This window comes from Stenotrophomonas sp. yr243, from assembly GCF_900184195.1.
In the GTDB taxonomy this organism is placed as follows: domain Bacteria; phylum Pseudomonadota; class Gammaproteobacteria; order Xanthomonadales; family Xanthomonadaceae; genus Stenotrophomonas; species Stenotrophomonas lactitubi.
Window position 1 is genome coordinate 346612 of record NZ_FXWT01000003.1, and the last position, 15455, is coordinate 362066.

Below are 15455 nucleotides of genomic sequence, written 5' to 3' on the forward strand. Positions count from 1 at the left end.
TTGGCGCACGTGCGACCAAGCGCCCACCAAGGTGGGCATCTACCAACGCGGTGGCGCTGTCAGGCCGTTGCCGGTGCCGGCAACGGATCCACGTGGCCGCACTCGCTGCAGGTGCGCAGTTCCAGGCTGGCCTGGTAGCGCGCGAATACCTTCGGCAGGTCGGTCTCGATGTTCTGCAGGGTGAAGTACTCTTCGTACAGCTTGTGGTTGCAGCGCTCGCAATGCCAGATCACGCCGTCGCGCTCATGCGGCAGGCGCTTGCGTTCCACCACCAGGCCGACGCCGCCGGGTGGGCGCCGCGGTGAGTGCGGTACCTTGCCGGGCAGCAGGAAAATTTCGCCGGCGCGGATCGGGATATCGCGCACCGCGCCATCCTCCTGCACCTTCAGCACCATCTCGCCTTCCAGCTGATAGAACCACTCCGGGCCTTCGTCGTAGTGGAAATCGGTGCGGCTGTTCGGCCCGCCGACCACCATCACGATGAAATCGCCGTTGTCGATCATCTTGTTGCCGACCGGCGGCTTCAACAGATGCCGGTTTTCCTCGATCCAGCCCAGCAGGTTGATGGGGGAGGCAAGCATGGGAGTGTCCGTGGGGGGGGAGGGTCAGTCGCGGCGGCCGCGGCGCGGAACGTAGGACAGGGCCTTCTCATATGCAGGCTGCAGGTCTTCCGGTGCGCCCACGTCGATACCCATTTCGCGCACGCGGCCATCCTTCAGGCTGTACACCCAGCCGTGCACCATCAGCTTCTGGCCGCGTGCCCAGGCGTCCTGCACGATTGTCGAGCGGCAGGCGTTGACCACCTGCTCGATCACGTTCAGTTCGCACAGGCGTGCATGCTTCAGCTCCGGCTCCTCGATCGCATCCATGATCGCCGCGTGCTTCTGTGCCACGTCACCGACATGGCGCAGCCAGTTGTCGGCCAGGCCCACCCGCGTGTTGTTCAAGCTGGCGTGCACGCCGCCGCAGCCGTAGTGGCCGACGATCAGGATGTGCTTCACCTTCAGCTGGTCCACGGCGTACTGGATCACGCTGAGGCAGTTCAGGTCGGTGTGCACCACCACGTTGGCCACGTTGCGATGCACGAACACCTCACCCGGTGCCATGCCGATGATCTGATTGGCCGGCACGCGCGAGTCGGAACAGCCGATCCACAGGTATTCCGGATGCTGCTGCTTGGCCAGCTGATGGAAGAAGTCCGGATCTTCCTTCTCGATCCGGTCTGCCCATTCGCGGTTGTTCTGCAGCAGCTTGTGGATGTCTTTCATGTTCGGGGTCCCTGACGTCGGGTGGGGGCAAGGCGCGGCCGTTCTGGTCGCGTCGTCGCGGGAAACAGGGCGCTCAGCTGCCTGCGGCGGCTTCGTCGCGATACCGGCGCATCCACTGCGCCAGTTCGGTGGAATGGGGGTTGTCCAGGCGTTCCAGTTCGGCGATCGCCGCCTGCTGGTTGGCCTCGGGGTGGTTCTGGCTCAGCTTCAGCTTCAGCTGCACCTGTTCGACGGTGAAGCGGAAGCCGACGATGCCGCGCAGCTGGCGGCGGTGGTCGTCGCGCTCGGGCTCGAACTTCCACGCCTGGCCGACGCTGGCCTCGAAGTGGTTGCTGATATCGCTGACCAGCTGGGCGAGGGCATCGGTCTCGTCGAAGGGCTGCAGCTGGCCGCGCAGCTCGGCGGCGGCGTAGTTCCAGGTAGGTACCCGCGCGGCAGGCTCCTTGTCCGGGTACCAGCTGGCCGAAACATAACCATGCGGCCCGTCCACCAGTACCTTGGCCGCACCGCTGTGGCGTGCCTGCGGGTTGGCGCGGGCCCAGTGGCCGCGCAGCTCGATGTGGTCGCCGTCGCGCTGGTACAGCACCGGCAACCGGGTCAGCTCCGGCAAGCCATCGCCACCGGCGGTGAGCACGGTGACGAATGGATCACGCGCCAGCAGGCGATCCAGCCACTGCAGGTCGGTCTGTGCGAAAGCGCGCGGGCTGAACATCGGTTGGCCTCAGGCGCGGCTGCCGAGCGACTGCACCATGCGCCCGCGCAGGCCTTCGTCGCTGCCCGCCTGCGGTGGCTGCACTTCATGCAGCGAGAAACCGCGCACCAGTGCATCTTCTTCGTCCAGGCCTTCATACTCGACGAACTCGGCGTCGAACAGCTGCGAGCGGGCGGTGTCCTCGCTGTCGTAGCTCAGCGTATTGCCATCGCTGTCGAGCACTTCGGCAGTGCCGGCCTCGCGGATGCGCAGGCGTGCCCAGATCAGGGTGTTGCCGAGGCTGGCCAGCCACCAGCTGTCACGGACGTGGGAAAGGTCGTTCATGTGTGTCTTACCAGAGCGAGGCCAGCCAGAGCAGGGCAGCCATGCCCAGTCCAGCCAGCAGGGTCAGCAGCGATACCCAGGCGGGCGTCGCCAGCCCGGACAGCGAGCGGTCCGGCTGGGTGCGGTATTCGCGCCGCAGCAGCCAGCCCAGCGCATCGGGCTTGAGGAAGGCGCCACTGCCGAAGCGCTGCGCCAGCGCCGGATGGCGATCGCGCACATGCACCAGGGTCAGCGGCCAGAAAATCACGAAGGCACTGAACCCGGCCACTGCAACGCCGACGAAACACAGGGCGAAGAACAGGGTCATGGGGGCAGTACCTCCGTGGTCGTGCGTGTGGGCTTAGAAGTCCGCGCTGCCCGGGGCGCGCGGGTAGGGGATCGCATCGCGGATGTTGGACAGGCCGCAGACGTAGACCACCAGGCGCTCGAAGCCCAGGCCGAAACCGGCGTGCGGCACCGAGCCGTAGCGGCGGAAATCGCGGTACCAGCTGTAATGCTCGCGATCCAGGCCGAACTGCGCCATGCGTGCATCCAGCACATCCAGACGCTCTTCGCGCTGGCTGCCGCCGATGATCTCGCCGATGCCCGGGGCCAGCACGTCCATCGCGGCGACGGTCCTGCCGTCATCGTTCAGGCGCATGTAGAAGGCCTTGATGTGCTCGGGGTAGTTGGTCACCACCACCGGGCGGCCGACGTGCTCCTCGGTCAGCCAGCGCTCGTGCTCGGTCTGCAGGTCCAGGCCCCATTCGACCGGGAAGTCGAACTTCCGGCCCGACTTCTGCAGCAGGGCAACCGCATCGGTGTAATCGATGCGCTCGAACGGCGCGTTGATGAAGTCTTCCAGCTTGGTGATCGCGTTCTTGTCCACGCGCTCGGCGATGAAGGCCAGGTCGTCGCCGCGCTCGTTGAGCACCGCGCGGAACAGGTACTTCAGGAATTCTTCGGCCAGGCGTGCGTCTTCGGCCAGGTCGGCGAAGGCGATTTCCGGCTCGATCATCCAGAACTCCGCCAGGTGGCGGGTGGTGTGGCTGTTCTCGGCGCGGAAGGTCGGGCCGAAGGTGTACACCTTGCTCAGCGCCAGGCAATAAGCCTCGACGTTCAGCTGGCCGGACACGGTCAGGAAGGTTTCCTTGCCGAAGAAGTCGCGACTGAAGTCGATCCCGCCCTGTGCGTCACGCGGCAGGTTCACCATGTCCAGGGTGGACACGCGGAACATCTGGCCGGCGCCTTCGGCGTCGGAGGTGGTGATGATCGGGGTGCTGATCCAGTTGAAGCCGTTCTCGTGGAAGAAGCGGTGCACGGCCTGGGCCAGGCAGTTGCGGATGCGGGTGACCGCGCCGAACAGGTTGGTGCGCGGGCGCAGGTGCGCCACTTCACGCAGGAACTCCGGCGTCATCGGCTTGGGCTGGATCGGGTAGGTGAGCGGGTCTTCGACCCAGCCGACCACCTCGACCGCGCTGGCCTGGATCTCAAACGACTGGCCCTTGCCCTGCGACTTCACCAAGGTGCCGGTGGCCACCAGCGAGCAGCCGGTGGTCAGGCGCTTGATTTCGTCGAAGTTTGCCAGCGCGTCGCCGGCCACGACCTGGATCGGGGCGAAGCAGGATCCGTCGGTCACATTCACGAAAGCCAGATTTGCTGAACCGCGCACCGTGCGCACCCAACCGCGTACCGTGACTTCGCCACCTTCCGGGATCTTCCCGGCAAGCGCATGTTCAACGCTGACCACCGTCATGACTTGAATCCTCTGCTGATCGACTCGATCTCTGAACACGGGAGTTTACCGGTTGCAGCGTTCTGCTTGCGAGGCATTTCTGCGGTCATCGGCTCCCTATAATGTCCCGGTACCTCTGGAGTGATCCACCATGGCTGTCAGCCTGACCCCTATTGCCTTCGAGCGCGTGCAGCGCTTCGTCGCCCAGACCCCCGGCGCGCTGGGCCTGCGTTTTGGCGTCACCAAGACCGGCTGCTCGGGCTGGGGCCACATCACCGACCTGGCCCGCGACGAGCGCGCGGACGACACCGTGTTCGACCAGGACGGGGTGAAGATCTACGTCGACGCCAAGAGCCTGGCCCTGGTGGACGGCACCGTGATCGACTTCGGCAAGCACGGCCTGAGCGAGACCTTCACGTTCAGCAACCCCAATGCCACCGCCGAGTGCGGCTGCGGCGAGAGCTTCACCACCGACGCCGACAAGGCCTGAGTGCTGGCGGGGCCAGGCCCCGCTTTGGTAGCTGCCGACCTTGGTCGGCACGGACGTTGGGGCGCCCCAGGCCCTGGTCAGCGGCGGTTGCGCCAGGCATCCCAGGCCAACAACGCGGCGCCTGTCATCAGGCAGGCCGCTGCATAGGCGCCGGGCAGCCCTGTGGCGTCGTGCAGAAGATGCATCAGCAGTGCCGCCACCAAGCTCAGAAAGCCCAAGGCCGTAGCGCCGCTGATCGGGCCGTTGCCCACGCGGAACAGGCGGCCATTGTCGCGGTTGATCCAGTGTCGGATTCGTGTGAGGCGGTCCATGGCTGGACGTTAGCGCAGAGGATCCACGGATGGAACGACCGGTTTTTGCTTATTCTCCCAACGCCTACGCGATCTCCTTCGAGGAGGTGGCGGGTGTCTGCGATTGCTGTGGCGAGCCGCGGGCGCTGCGCTACCTGTGCACGTTCTATTGTGCCGGCGATGCGCCGGACTATCTGTGTCCCTGGTGCATCGCCAACGGCCGGGCGGTTGAACGTTTCCAGGGCGATTTCATCGGCTGGAGCGACATCGAGGGCGTGTCGCCGGACCCGGCCGATCCGCCACCGACCATTCCCCGCGAACAGTTGCTGGAGATCTGCGAGCGTACCCCGGGTTACCTCTCCTGGCAGCAGCCGGTCTGGCTGACCCACTGCAATACTCCTTGTGTGTTCCTGGGCTATGCCGGCCGCGATGACCTGGCGCCGATCCTGGCCGAGGTCCGGCCCGACGTGGCGGCGGTCAATCCGCGTGATGCCGACTGGGTGCTGCAGCACCTGACGCGCGAGGGGCAGATGGTCGGTTGCCTGTTCCAGTGCCTGCAGTGTGGCCAGCACCGCCTTCATGTTGATCTGGCGTAGTTCAGGCTGTTGAATTTCAAGGAAATTGGTTGGATTTCGGGGTGCTGCCCGCGGCCCCTCATTGGCCCCTGAAGGTCGGTGCCTTGTTCACGACCCCCATCTGCGCCATAATGCGCGGCTTCCTGCCTCCTTGGCAGGATCCCTTGCCCCACCGCGGTATCAACGGCGGGGGGCTGTCCGGCCGCAAGGCCACATCCGAAAGGTAGAAAAACATGAGTCGTCATTACGAAATCGTGTTCATGGTCCACCCGGACCAGAGCGAGCAGGTCCCGGCCATGATCGAGCGCTACAAGTCGCTGGTCGAGAACGGCAACGGCACCATCCACCGTCTGGAAGACTGGGGCCGCCGCCAGCTGGCGTACCCGATCCAGAACCTGGTGAAGGCGCACTACGTGCTGCTGAACATCGAAGTCGACCAGGCTGTTCTGACCGAACTGACCGAGAGCTTCCGCTTCAACGACGCCGTGCTGCGCAACCTGGTCATCAAGCGTGACGAGGCTGACACCGAGCAGTCGCTGATCATGAAGAGCAAGGACGAGAAGGGCGACAAGCCCGAGCGTGGTGAGCGTCGTCGTCGTGATGACGAAGAAGGCGAAACCACCCCCGCCGCTGACAACGATGCCGGCGACGACGCCGCTTCGGCCGCCTAAGGAGCACTGACATGTCCAAGTTCTTCCGTCGCCGCAAGTTCTGCAAGTTCACGGCCGAAGGTGTCAAGGAGATCGACTACAAGGATCTCAACACCCTGCGCCAGTACCTGACCGAGAACGGCAAGATCGTGCCGAGCCGCGTCACCGGTACCAAGTCGAAGTACCAGCGTCAGCTGGCGACCGCCGTCAAGCGCGCTCGCTTCCTGGCCCTGATTCCGTACACCGACAACCACGACGTCTGATGCCGGCGGGGCAGCTTCGCGCTGCCCCCGCTGTGCCAGCTATTCGGACAGCCTTTGTTGCGGGGCCCGCGCCTCGCTAACGAATAACTTATCTGGAGCAATACCATGCAGCTGATCCTCCTGCAGAAAGTCACCAACCTCGGCAACCTGGGCGACCTGGTCGACGTGAAGCCGGGCTACGGCCGTAACTTCCTCGTGCCGCAGGGCAAGGCCGTTCCGGCCACCGAGAGCAACAAGGCCGAGTTCGAAGCCAAGCGCGCTGATTACGAAGCCAAGGCCCAGTCCATCCACGCCGACGCTGAAGCCCGCAAGGCCAAGCTGGAAGGCGCGAGCGTGACCGTCGCCGCCAATGCTTCGACCGAAGGCAAGCTGTACGGCTCGGTCGGCGCCCGCGAAATCGCCGATGCCTTCACCGCTGCCGGCCTGCCGCTGAGCAAGAGCGAAGTCATCCTGGGCGAAGGCGCCTTCCGCAACATTGGCGAGTACGAAGTCCTGGTGCACCTGCACGCGGACGTCGAGACCACCGTCAAGGTCGTGGTTGAAGCCGAAAAGGCCTGATCCCACGCCGCAAGGCCTGGTATCACCAGAACGGGCGCCCGCAAGGGTGCCCGTTTTGTTTTGGGCGATGGCCGGGCCGGGTCGGTGCTTGGCGGGTGAAGCATGTGCCGGCGGCCCCAGGATGAATCCATGAATATCAACACGTTGCTCTCATTTTCCGGGCACGGGTCGATGTACTGGGCTGTTTGCGGCGACGCCGGAGAGCAGGAGCGGGCATGAGCGCGGAGCTTCCTCCCGCCCGTGGAACATTCGCCCCGCTATACTCATTCCATTGCGTCACCCTTGGCCTTGTTGAATTCTTTTGAAATCAAGGGCTTGAGGTGCTGGCTGACCTGACATCCACTATGGTGGCGGCCGTAAGGCCCTTGCCCGGAACCCAATCACGCCATGCGTCTTTCCACGATCAAACTGTCCGGCTTCAAGTCCTTCGTCGATCCGACCACCCTGCATCTGCCGACCAACATGACCGGCGTGGTGGGCCCCAATGGCTGCGGCAAGTCGAACATCATCGACGCCGTGCGCTGGGTCATGGGCGAAAGTTCGGCCAGCCGCCTGCGTGGTGACTCGCTCACCGACGTGATCTTCTCCGGTTCCAATGCCCGCAAGCCGGTTTCGCAGGCTACCGTCGAGCTGATCTTCGACAACTCGGATCACACGATTTCCGGCGAGTACGCCTCGTTCAACGAGATCTCGGTCAAGCGCACCGTCAGCCGCGACGGCAGCAGCAACTACTACCTAAACGGCACCAAGTGCCGCCGTCGCGACATCACCGACCTGTTCCTGGGTACCGGCCTGGGCCCGCGCAGCTACTCGATCATCGAGCAGGGCATGATCAGCCAGATCATCGAGGCGCGCCCGGAAGACCTGCGCGTGTATCTGGAGGAGGCCGCCGGCATCTCCAAGTACAAGGAGCGCCGCAAGGAAACCGAGACGCGCATCCGCCACACCCGCGAGAACCTGGACCGCCTTGGCGACCTGCGCGAGGAAATCACCAAGCAGCTCGAACACCTCAAGCGGCAGGCCAAACAGGCCGAGCAGTACCAGGCGCTGCAGGAAGAGCGCCGGGTCAAGGATGCGGAGTGGAAGGCGTTGGAGTACCGCGGCCTGGATGGTCGCCTGTCCAAGCTGCGCGAAGGCCTGTCTCAGGAAGAAACCAAGCTGCAGCAACTGATTGCCGACCAGCGTGACGCAGAGGCGCGGATCGAGACCTCGCGCGTGCGCCGCGAGGAGGCCGCCGATTCGCTCAACGCCGCGCAGGCCGAGGTCTACCAGGTGGGCAGCACGCTGGCCCGTCTCGAACAGCAGATCCAGCACCAGCGCGAACTGTCGCAGCGCCTGCACAAGGCGCGCGATGAAACCCGCCAGGCGCTGGCCGAACTGGGCCAGCACATCAGTGGTGACGAAGCCAAGCTGATGGTGCTGCGCGAAGCGGTCGATGCGGCCACCCCACAGCTGGAAGAGCTGCAGGAAGAGAACGAGATCAAGCAGGAAGGCCTGCGTGAGGCCGAAACGCGGCTGTCCGATTGGCAGCAACGTTGGGAGCAGCACACTTCGCAGAGCTCGGAAGCCTCGCGTGCGGGCGAGGTCGAGCGCACCCGCGTGGACTACCTGGACAAGCAGATCCTTGACGCCGACCGTCGCCGCGAAGCGCTGGCGGCCGAGCGCGCTGGCCTCGACGTGGATGCGTTGGATGAAGTCTTCGAACAACTGCACCTGCAGCACGACACGCAGAAGACCGCGCTTGATGAACTGACCGAACAGGTCGAGGAGCGCAAGCACGGTGTCGCCGCCGTGCAGGAGCAACAGCGCAGCGGCCAGAACGAACTGGCCGAACTGCGCAAGCAGGTCAATGGCCTGCGCGGGCGCCTGTCCTCGCTGGAAACCCTGCAGCAGGCCGCACTCGGCCAGGAGCAGGGCGCGGCGGTGGCGTGGCTGAAGTCGCGTGGCCTGGATTCGGCCGCCCGTGTGGGTGAACGCCTGGATGTCGATGCCGGCTGGGAAAACGCAGTGGAAAGCGCCCTCGGCCAGTTGATCGAAGGCGTGCTGGTCGACGACCCGGCCAGCCTGGTCGATGCGTTGGGCGAGCTGGGCGAAGGCCGCATCGCGCTGGTCGCCAATGACGGCGCGGACCTGAAGGTCGCACCGACCTCGCTGGCTGCACGTGTGCGTGGCCCGGCGCCGATCCGCCGCCTGCTTGCGCGCCTGCACGGTGCGCGCGACCTGGCCGAAGCCAATGCACTGCAGGCCAGCCTGCCCGAGGGCGATTCCATCATCACCCAGGGCGGAGAACGTCTGGGCGAGGGCTGGGTGCGCGTATCGCGCTCCGGCGCCGCCAAGCAGGGCGCGCTGCTGCGCGAACGCGAAATCAACGAGCTACGCGAGCAGATCGAGCAGCTGCAAGCGCGCGAAGCCGAACTGGAAGAACAGCTGGCCGGTTTCCGTGAGCATATGTTGGCGGCCGAACAGCAGCGCGAGGATGCGCAGCGGGCGCTGTACCTGGCGCACCGCGCGGTGTCCGAACTGGCCGGCCAGCTGCAGGGCCAGCAGGGCAAGGTCGAGGCCGCACGCACACGCATCGACCGCATCGAAGGTGAGCTCAGCCAGTTGCTGGAGACCCTGGACATCAATCGCGAGCAGGCGCGTGAAGCGCGTTCGCGGCTGGAGAACGCGGTCAACAGCATGGGCGACCTGGAGTCGAACCGGCAGGGTCTGGAGGGCGAACGCCGTCAGTTGACCGAGGCGCGTGATCTGGCCCGCGACGCCGCCCGTGCGGTACGCGAGCGTTCGCACGCGTTGGCGCTGACCCTGGAATCGCAGCGCGCCCAGGTGGCCTCGTTGAGCCAGGCGCTGGAACGCATGAGTACCCAGCGTGGCCAGCTGGATTCGCGCCTTGGCGAACTGCATTCGCAGCTGGACGAAGGCGATACACCGGTCGAGTCGCTGCAGGCAGAGCACCAGAACGCGTTGGAAGAGCGTGTGCGTGCCGATCGCGTGCTGACCGAAGCGCGCACGCTGCTGGATGGCATCGATGCCGAGCTGCGCAATTACGAGCAGACCCGCCACCAGCGCGACGAGCAGGCGTTGGCCCAGCGCGAGCGTATTTCGCAGCGCAAGCTGGACCAGCAGGCATTGGTGCTCAGTGCCGAAACCCTGCAGGGCGCAGTGGAGAAGGCCGGTTTCGTACTGCAGGATGTGATCAACACGCTGCCTGACGAGGCGCGCCTGGGCGACTGGGAACAAGCCGTGCACCAGATCGATGGCCGCATGCGCCGGCTGGAGCCGGTCAACCTGGCCGCGATCCACGAATATGGCGAAGCCTCGCAGCGCTCGGAGTATCTGGACGCCCAGCACGTGGATCTGACCACGGCGCTGGAGACCCTGGAAGATGCGATCCGCAAGATCGACCGCGAGACCCGTGGCCGTTTCAAGGACACCTTCGATCGGGTCAACGCCGGTGTGCAGGCCCTGTATCCGCGCCTGTTCGGCGGCGGCCACGCCTATCTGGAACTGACCGGCGAAGACCTTCTCGACACCGGTGTGACCATCATGGCGCGCCCCCCGGGCAAGCGGGTGTCGAGCATCTCGCTGCTGTCCGGTGGCGAAAAGGCGATGACTGCCGTGGCACTGGTGTTTGCGATCTTCCAGCTCAACCCGGCGCCGTTCTGCCTGCTGGACGAGGTGGACGCGCCGCTGGATGAAGCCAACGTCGGCCGCCTGGCCAACATGGTCAAGGAAATGAGCGAGAAGGTGCAGTTCCTGTTCGTCAGCCACAACAAGGCCACGATGGAAGCGGCGCACCAGTTGTCGGGCGTGACGATGCGCGAACCGGGCGTCAGCCGCCTGGTCAGCGTGGACCTGGAAGAAGCCGCGCGATTGGCGGGCGCGGCCTGACGTGCCATCCTAGTTACCTGAATGAACTAGCCGGAGAACCTAACGAATGTCCGACACGGCACTGTTGCGCATCGGCATCCTGGCCGCCGGCCTGCTGTTGGTCGCTGCGATCTTCCTGTTTGGCCGTCCCAAGAAGAAGCCCCAGGGCCGTCGTCTGGACAGCGCCGAGCCGACCAGCGGCGAGCGCCGCGAGCCGGTGCTGGGCGAGGATGGCGTGCCCGTGGCCGACGCCCGCGTCGAGCCTGGCATGGGCGATGCGGTCGAGCAGGCCGAACTGGGACTGCCCGACGTCGATGGCGCAGCCAGCGACCTGGGCAAGCGCGCGACCCAGGATTTCGACAAGATCGTTTCATTGTTCGTGGCCGCCCGCGCCGGCGAACAACTGCGTGGCGAAGACATCGTCGTGGCAGCGGAAAAGACCGGCCTGGTGTTTGGCCACATGAATGTCTTCCACCGGCTGGTCGAGGGTCATCCCGAACGTGGCCCGATCTTCTCGATGGCCAGCATCATGAAGCCTGGCAGCTTCGACATGGGCAACATCCGCGCCATGGAAACCCCGGCCATCGCCTTCTTCCTGACCCTGCCGGCGCCGCTGACCGCGCTGGATGCCTGGGAGAAGATGCTGCCGACCGTGCAGCGCATGGCCGAGCTGCTCGATGGCGTGGTACTGGATGACGGCCGCAACGCGCTCGGTCGCCAGCGCATCGCCCATATCCGTGATGAGCTTCGCGCCTATGACCGCCAGCACCAGGCCCCGCCGCTGACCAAGACCCCGCGCTGGTAAATCCGGGCGTGCCGACCAACGGTCGGCACCCACCAGACCAGTAGATCCACGCCATGCGTGGATGGGGGCACTCAGGTTCTGCCAGTAGCAGATCCACGCCATGCGTGGATAGGGCGAACCAAGGTTCGCCCCCACCAACAGGGTCAGGCCGGTACGCCCGCCACCTTCGCGAACGCGCTGCGGAAGCGCGCCATCTCTTCCTCGGTGCCCACGGTCACGCGCACGCGCTGCGGCCAGATCGGCCAGCTGCGGCCGATCACCACGCCGTTGTCCGCCATGGCCTTGGCGAAGGCAGCGCCGTCACGTTGCACATCCACCACGAAGCAGTTCGCTTCCGTCGGCAGGCAGTCGAAGCCACGCTTGCCCAGCCAGACGATGGTGGTCTGCCGGGCCTTGGCATTCTGCAGGCGTCGCTGCGGGATCAGTTGCGGGTCACGCAGGCTGGCCAGTGCCGCTGCAAGTGCGGGCACGGGCAGCGGGTTCTCGCCCAGGCTGGCCAGCTCGCGCAGGCGCTCGGGATGTGCCGCCGCCACGCCAAGGCGCAGGCCGGCCATGCCGTACAGCTTGGAGAACGTGCGTAGCACGATCAGGTCATCGCGCCGGGCTACCTGTGCAATCAGGCTGGGCTGTTCGCTGTACTGCAGATAGGCCTCGTCCAGCAGCACGCGGGTGCCGGCGGGCTTGTTGGCCAGCAGCCAGGCCAGTTCCTCGGTGGGACTGATCGATCCGGTGGGGTTGTTGGGATTGCACACGTACAGCAGGCCGGTCGGTCGCGCGTGCGCGGCGGCCACCATCGCGCGCAGGTCGTGTGCGCCGTCGCTGCGCAGTGGCACCTTCTGCACGTGGGCGCCTCGCGCGGCTGCCATCTCGCCCAGCGTCTCGAAGGTCGGGTCGGCCACCACCAGGCCCGCTTGTGGGCCGGTCCACAGCGTCGCCGCACGGTTCAGCGGTTCGCTGGAGCCCGGATACAGGCGCACGTGGTCGGCGGGAATTCCGGCCTGGGCGATGAAGGCATCGCGCACCTCTCCGGCCAGGGCGAAGCGGTAACGCCCGCAGCTGGCGATACTGTCGCGCGCCGCCTGCTGAGCGGCGGGCGAGGGGCCGTAGGGGCATTCGTTGAAGTTCAGCAGCACCGCGCCTTCATTGGTGTTTGGCGGGGCCACGGTCGCCGGCTGTGCCTGGGCCGACCGGGGCAGGCCGCTGCTGGCGAGCGCGAGGCCGGCGCCGGCCAGCTGCAGGAAGTGGCGACGGGAGGCAGGCAGGGTCACAGAGGCGGTTCCGGAAGGGCGACCGATGCACGCTAGCGCTGGCAGTGATTGCCGGCAAGCGGTTGCGTAGAGCCGAAGCCACGCTCGACTGCTGTTCGCCGCCCGTTGAACCTGGCTCGACGCTACAGACAGGGCCTGACGCGCAGGCGCGGTAGAATTCACGGCCATCCCAGAACCCGCGGATTCCGATGAGCCCCAGCCCCGCCGAACGTGCCGAAGACCTGCGCCGGCAGATCGCCCAGGCCAATCGTGCCTATCACGAGCTGGATGCGCCGGAGATTCCCGACGTCGACTACGACCGTCTGGTGCGTGAGCTGGAGGCGCTGGAGCGCGAGCATCCCGATCTTGCCCGTGCCGACAGCCCGACCCAGCAGGTGGGCGCCCGCCCGTCGGGACGCTTCGCCGAAGTTACCCATGCAGTGCCGATGCTGTCGCTGTCCAATGCCTTCAGCGATGAGGAAGTCGCCGACTTCGTGCGCCGCATTGATGAGCGTCTGCGCCGCGGCACCCTGCGTTTTTCCGCCGAACCGAAGATGGACGGCCTGGCGATCAGCCTGCGTTATGAGGACGGGCATTTCGTGCTGGGTGCCACCCGTGGCGATGGCAGCACCGGCGAGGACGTGACCGCCAACCTGCGCGAGATCGGCGACATCCCCAAACGCCTGAAAGGCAAGGACTGGCCGGATGTGCTGGAAGTGCGTGGCGAGGTCTACATGGCCCGCGCCGACTTCGAGGCCTACAACGAACGCGCGCGCCTGCACGGCGGCAAGGTGCTGGCCAATCCGCGCAATGCTGCGGCCGGTTCGCTGCGCCAGCTTGATCCGAAGATCAGTGCGCAGCGCAGGCTCAGTTTCTTCACCTACGGCACCGGTGACGTGCAGGGCGGTGAGTTGCCCGATACGCATTCGGGCACGCTGGCACAGCTGCGCGAATGGGGCTTCCCGGTCAGCGACCTGTGCAGGGTGGTCGAAGGCAGCGACGGCCTGTTGGCCTATTACCGGGGCATCGGCGAGCGTCGCGACAGCCTGGCATTCGATATCGATGGCGTGGTCTACAAGCTCGATGACCGCGCCGGTCAGCAGACCATGGGCTTCGTATCGCGCGCACCGCGCTGGGCCATCGCGCACAAGTTCCCGGCGCAGGAACAGAGCACTACCCTGGAGGCCATCGAAATCCAGATCGGCCGCACCGGTGCTGCCACGCCGGTGGCACGTCTTGCGCCGGTCGCGGTGGCTGGGGTGATCGTCTCCAACGCCACCCTGCACAACGCTGACCAGATCGCGCGGCTGGACGTGCGCGTGGGCGACAGTGTGATCGTGCGCCGTGCCGGCGATGTGATCCCGGAAGTGGTCAGCGTCATCCTCGACCGCCGCCCTGCGGGTACCACGCCCTGGCAGATGCCGACCAGCTGCCCGGTGTGCGGTTCGGAGATCGTGCGCGAGGAAGGTGCCGCCGCGTGGCGCTGCTCGGGCGAGCTGTCCTGCCCGGCGCAGCGCAAGGAAGCCATCGCCCACTTCGCCTCACGACGGGCGATGGATATCGACGGCCTTGGCGACAAGTACATCGAAACCCTGGTGGACGCCGGCATCGTCAAGAGCGTGGCCGATCTGTACCGCCTCACCCGCGACCAGCTGCTGCACCTGAAGCTGGTGCTGGATGCGGAAGATCCTTCCGCACTCGCGGCCAGCCTGAAACTGCATCTGCCCGCCGAAGGCAGCGGCGCGGTGCTCAACGCCGTGCTGAAGCTCGATGGCAACGATGCGGGATGGCGCGCGCAGGCATTGGCGCAGCCGGCAGCCTTCGAATGGAACACGAAGAAGATCGCCACCAAGTGGGCGGACAACCTGATTGCTGCAATCGACGCCAGCCGTGATGCGACGCTGGAGCGACTGCTGTTCGCACTGGGCATCGAACATGTCGGCGAGAGCACCGCCAAGGCACTGGCACAGTGGTTTGGCGATCTGGCGTTGATCCGCCGCCTGCCGTGGCCGCTGTTCAAGCGCGTGCCGGATATCGGTGGCGAGGTGGCGCGCTCGCTGGGCCACTTCTTCGAACAGGAGGGCAACCAGCAGGCCATCGATGCACTGCTGAAGGTGGGGCAGGTGCGCATCAGCGACGTGCACCCGCCGAGCGCAAAGCTGCGCGAAGGTCTCGACCTGGCCCAACTGCTGGTTGAAGCGGAGATTCCCGGCATCACCCGCCTGCGTGCCGAGAAGCTGGTCGCCGCACTGCCCAGCGCACAATCGGTGCTGGACGCCGAGCACGGCCAGTTCGTCAACGCAGGGCTACCCGATGACACCGCGCGCGGCGTCGCTGACTGGCTGGACAGCGAGGGCCACGGTGCGATGCTGCTGGCGGCCGAAGTGGAGATGAAACACATCCTGGCCAGTGCACCGGCCCTGGCCGAAGTGGTGGCCGGCCCGCTGGACGGGCAGACGGTGGTGCTCACCGGCACGCTGGCCCAGCTCAATCGCGATACCGCCAAGGAGCGTTTGGAGGCACTGGGCGCCAAGGTGTCCGGCAGCGTCTCGAAGAAGACCAGTTTCGTGGTGGCCGGCACCGAGGCCGGTTCCAAGCTGGACAAGGCGCAAGCGCTGGGCGTTCCGGTGTGGGATGAAGACCGCCTGCTGGCCTACCTCGCCGAACACGAATGATGAACCGGCCGGGT

16 protein-coding genes are annotated in these 15455 nt (G+C 65.9%); 8 read left to right on the forward strand and 8 right to left on the reverse strand.

Going from position 1 to position 15455, the window contains the following annotated elements; translation table 11 throughout:
• Nucleotides 1-59: 59 nt before the first annotated feature.
• From QOL57_RS14315 to asnS, 6 genes are all read right to left on the reverse strand, one after another.
• The gene (locus QOL57_RS14315) at nt 60-581 is read right to left on the reverse strand and encodes a 3-hydroxyanthranilate 3,4-dioxygenase (RefSeq protein ID WP_089236108.1); all 522 of its coding nucleotides are present in this window, start codon (nt 579-581) and stop codon (nt 60-62) included.
• A 24-nt stretch (nt 582-605) separates the two neighbouring features.
• The gene (gene can / locus QOL57_RS14320) at nt 606-1268 is read right to left on the reverse strand and encodes a carbonate dehydratase (protein ID WP_089236107.1); all 663 of its coding nucleotides are present in this window, start codon (nt 1266-1268) and stop codon (nt 606-608) included.
• A 73-nt stretch (nt 1269-1341) separates the two neighbouring features.
• Nucleotides 1342-1980: an FMN-binding negative transcriptional regulator gene (locus QOL57_RS14325; RefSeq protein ID WP_089236106.1), complete on the reverse strand. Its 639-nt coding sequence runs from the start codon at nt 1978-1980 to the stop codon at nt 1342-1344.
• Nucleotides 1981-1989: 9 nt separating this feature from the next.
• Nucleotides 1990-2304 (reverse strand): hypothetical protein, encoded by a 315-nt coding sequence (locus tag QOL57_RS14330; RefSeq protein ID WP_089236105.1) that lies wholly within the window; start codon nt 2302-2304, stop codon nt 1990-1992.
• 7 nt (nt 2305-2311) lie between these two features.
• The gene (locus tag QOL57_RS14335; protein WP_006376524.1) at nt 2312-2611 is read right to left on the reverse strand and encodes a hypothetical protein; all 300 of its coding nucleotides are present in this window, start codon (nt 2609-2611) and stop codon (nt 2312-2314) included.
• Between the two features lie 33 nt (nt 2612-2644).
• On the reverse strand, nt 2645-4039 hold the full coding sequence (gene asnS / locus QOL57_RS14340) for an asparagine--tRNA ligase (protein ID WP_089236104.1): 1395 nt from the start codon (nt 4037-4039) through the stop codon (nt 2645-2647).
• A gap of 130 nt (nt 4040-4169) precedes the next feature.
• Between asnS and QOL57_RS14345 the strand changes: the two genes are divergently transcribed.
• Nucleotides 4170-4508, forward strand: coding sequence for an iron-sulfur cluster assembly accessory protein (locus QOL57_RS14345; RefSeq protein ID WP_033831500.1), 339 nt, complete (start codon nt 4170-4172; stop codon nt 4506-4508).
• Between the two features lie 77 nt (nt 4509-4585).
• Here QOL57_RS14345 and QOL57_RS14350 read toward each other — a convergent pair whose 3' ends face one another.
• Nucleotides 4586-4819 (reverse strand): hypothetical protein, encoded by a 234-nt coding sequence (locus QOL57_RS14350; protein WP_089236103.1) that lies wholly within the window; start codon nt 4817-4819, stop codon nt 4586-4588.
• A gap of 29 nt (nt 4820-4848) precedes the next feature.
• Between QOL57_RS14350 and QOL57_RS14355 the strand changes: the two genes are divergently transcribed.
• The 6 genes from QOL57_RS14355 to zipA all read left to right on the forward strand — a co-directional run bounded on the left by QOL57_RS14355 (nt 4849) and on the right by zipA (nt 11519).
• The gene (locus QOL57_RS14355; protein WP_089236102.1) at nt 4849-5394 is read left to right on the forward strand and encodes a CbrC family protein; all 546 of its coding nucleotides are present in this window, start codon (nt 4849-4851) and stop codon (nt 5392-5394) included.
• A gap of 212 nt (nt 5395-5606) precedes the next feature.
• On the forward strand, nt 5607-6044 hold the full coding sequence (gene rpsF, locus QOL57_RS14360) for a 30S ribosomal protein S6 (RefSeq protein WP_025876882.1): 438 nt from the start codon (nt 5607-5609) through the stop codon (nt 6042-6044).
• Nucleotides 6045-6055: 11 nt separating this feature from the next.
• A complete protein-coding gene (gene rpsR / locus QOL57_RS14365; protein ID WP_002804494.1) occupies nt 6056-6286 on the forward strand; it encodes a 30S ribosomal protein S18 in 231 nt (76 codons plus the stop codon).
• Between the two features lie 105 nt (nt 6287-6391).
• A complete protein-coding gene (gene rplI, locus QOL57_RS14370) occupies nt 6392-6844 on the forward strand; it encodes a 50S ribosomal protein L9 (protein ID WP_089236101.1) in 453 nt (150 codons plus the stop codon).
• A gap of 387 nt (nt 6845-7231) precedes the next feature.
• On the forward strand, nt 7232-10735 hold the full coding sequence (gene smc, locus QOL57_RS14375; RefSeq protein WP_089236100.1) for a chromosome segregation protein SMC: 3504 nt from the start codon (nt 7232-7234) through the stop codon (nt 10733-10735).
• Nucleotides 10736-10781: 46 nt separating this feature from the next.
• A complete protein-coding gene (gene zipA, locus QOL57_RS14380) occupies nt 10782-11519 on the forward strand; it encodes a cell division protein ZipA (RefSeq protein ID WP_089236099.1) in 738 nt (245 codons plus the stop codon).
• A gap of 143 nt (nt 11520-11662) precedes the next feature.
• Here the strand turns inward: zipA and QOL57_RS14385 are convergent, their stop codons facing one another.
• Nucleotides 11663-12787, reverse strand: a complete 1125-nt coding sequence (locus QOL57_RS14385; RefSeq protein WP_089236098.1) for a pyridoxal phosphate-dependent aminotransferase — start codon at nt 12785-12787, stop codon at nt 11663-11665.
• A 182-nt stretch (nt 12788-12969) separates the two neighbouring features.
• Here QOL57_RS14385 and ligA point away from each other — a divergent pair, with 182 nt between their 5' ends.
• Entirely contained in the window at nt 12970-15441 is a 2472-nt protein-coding gene (gene ligA / locus QOL57_RS14390) for an NAD-dependent DNA ligase LigA (RefSeq protein ID WP_176429846.1), read from the forward strand.
• The last annotated feature ends 14 nt before the right edge of the window (nt 15442-15455 follow it).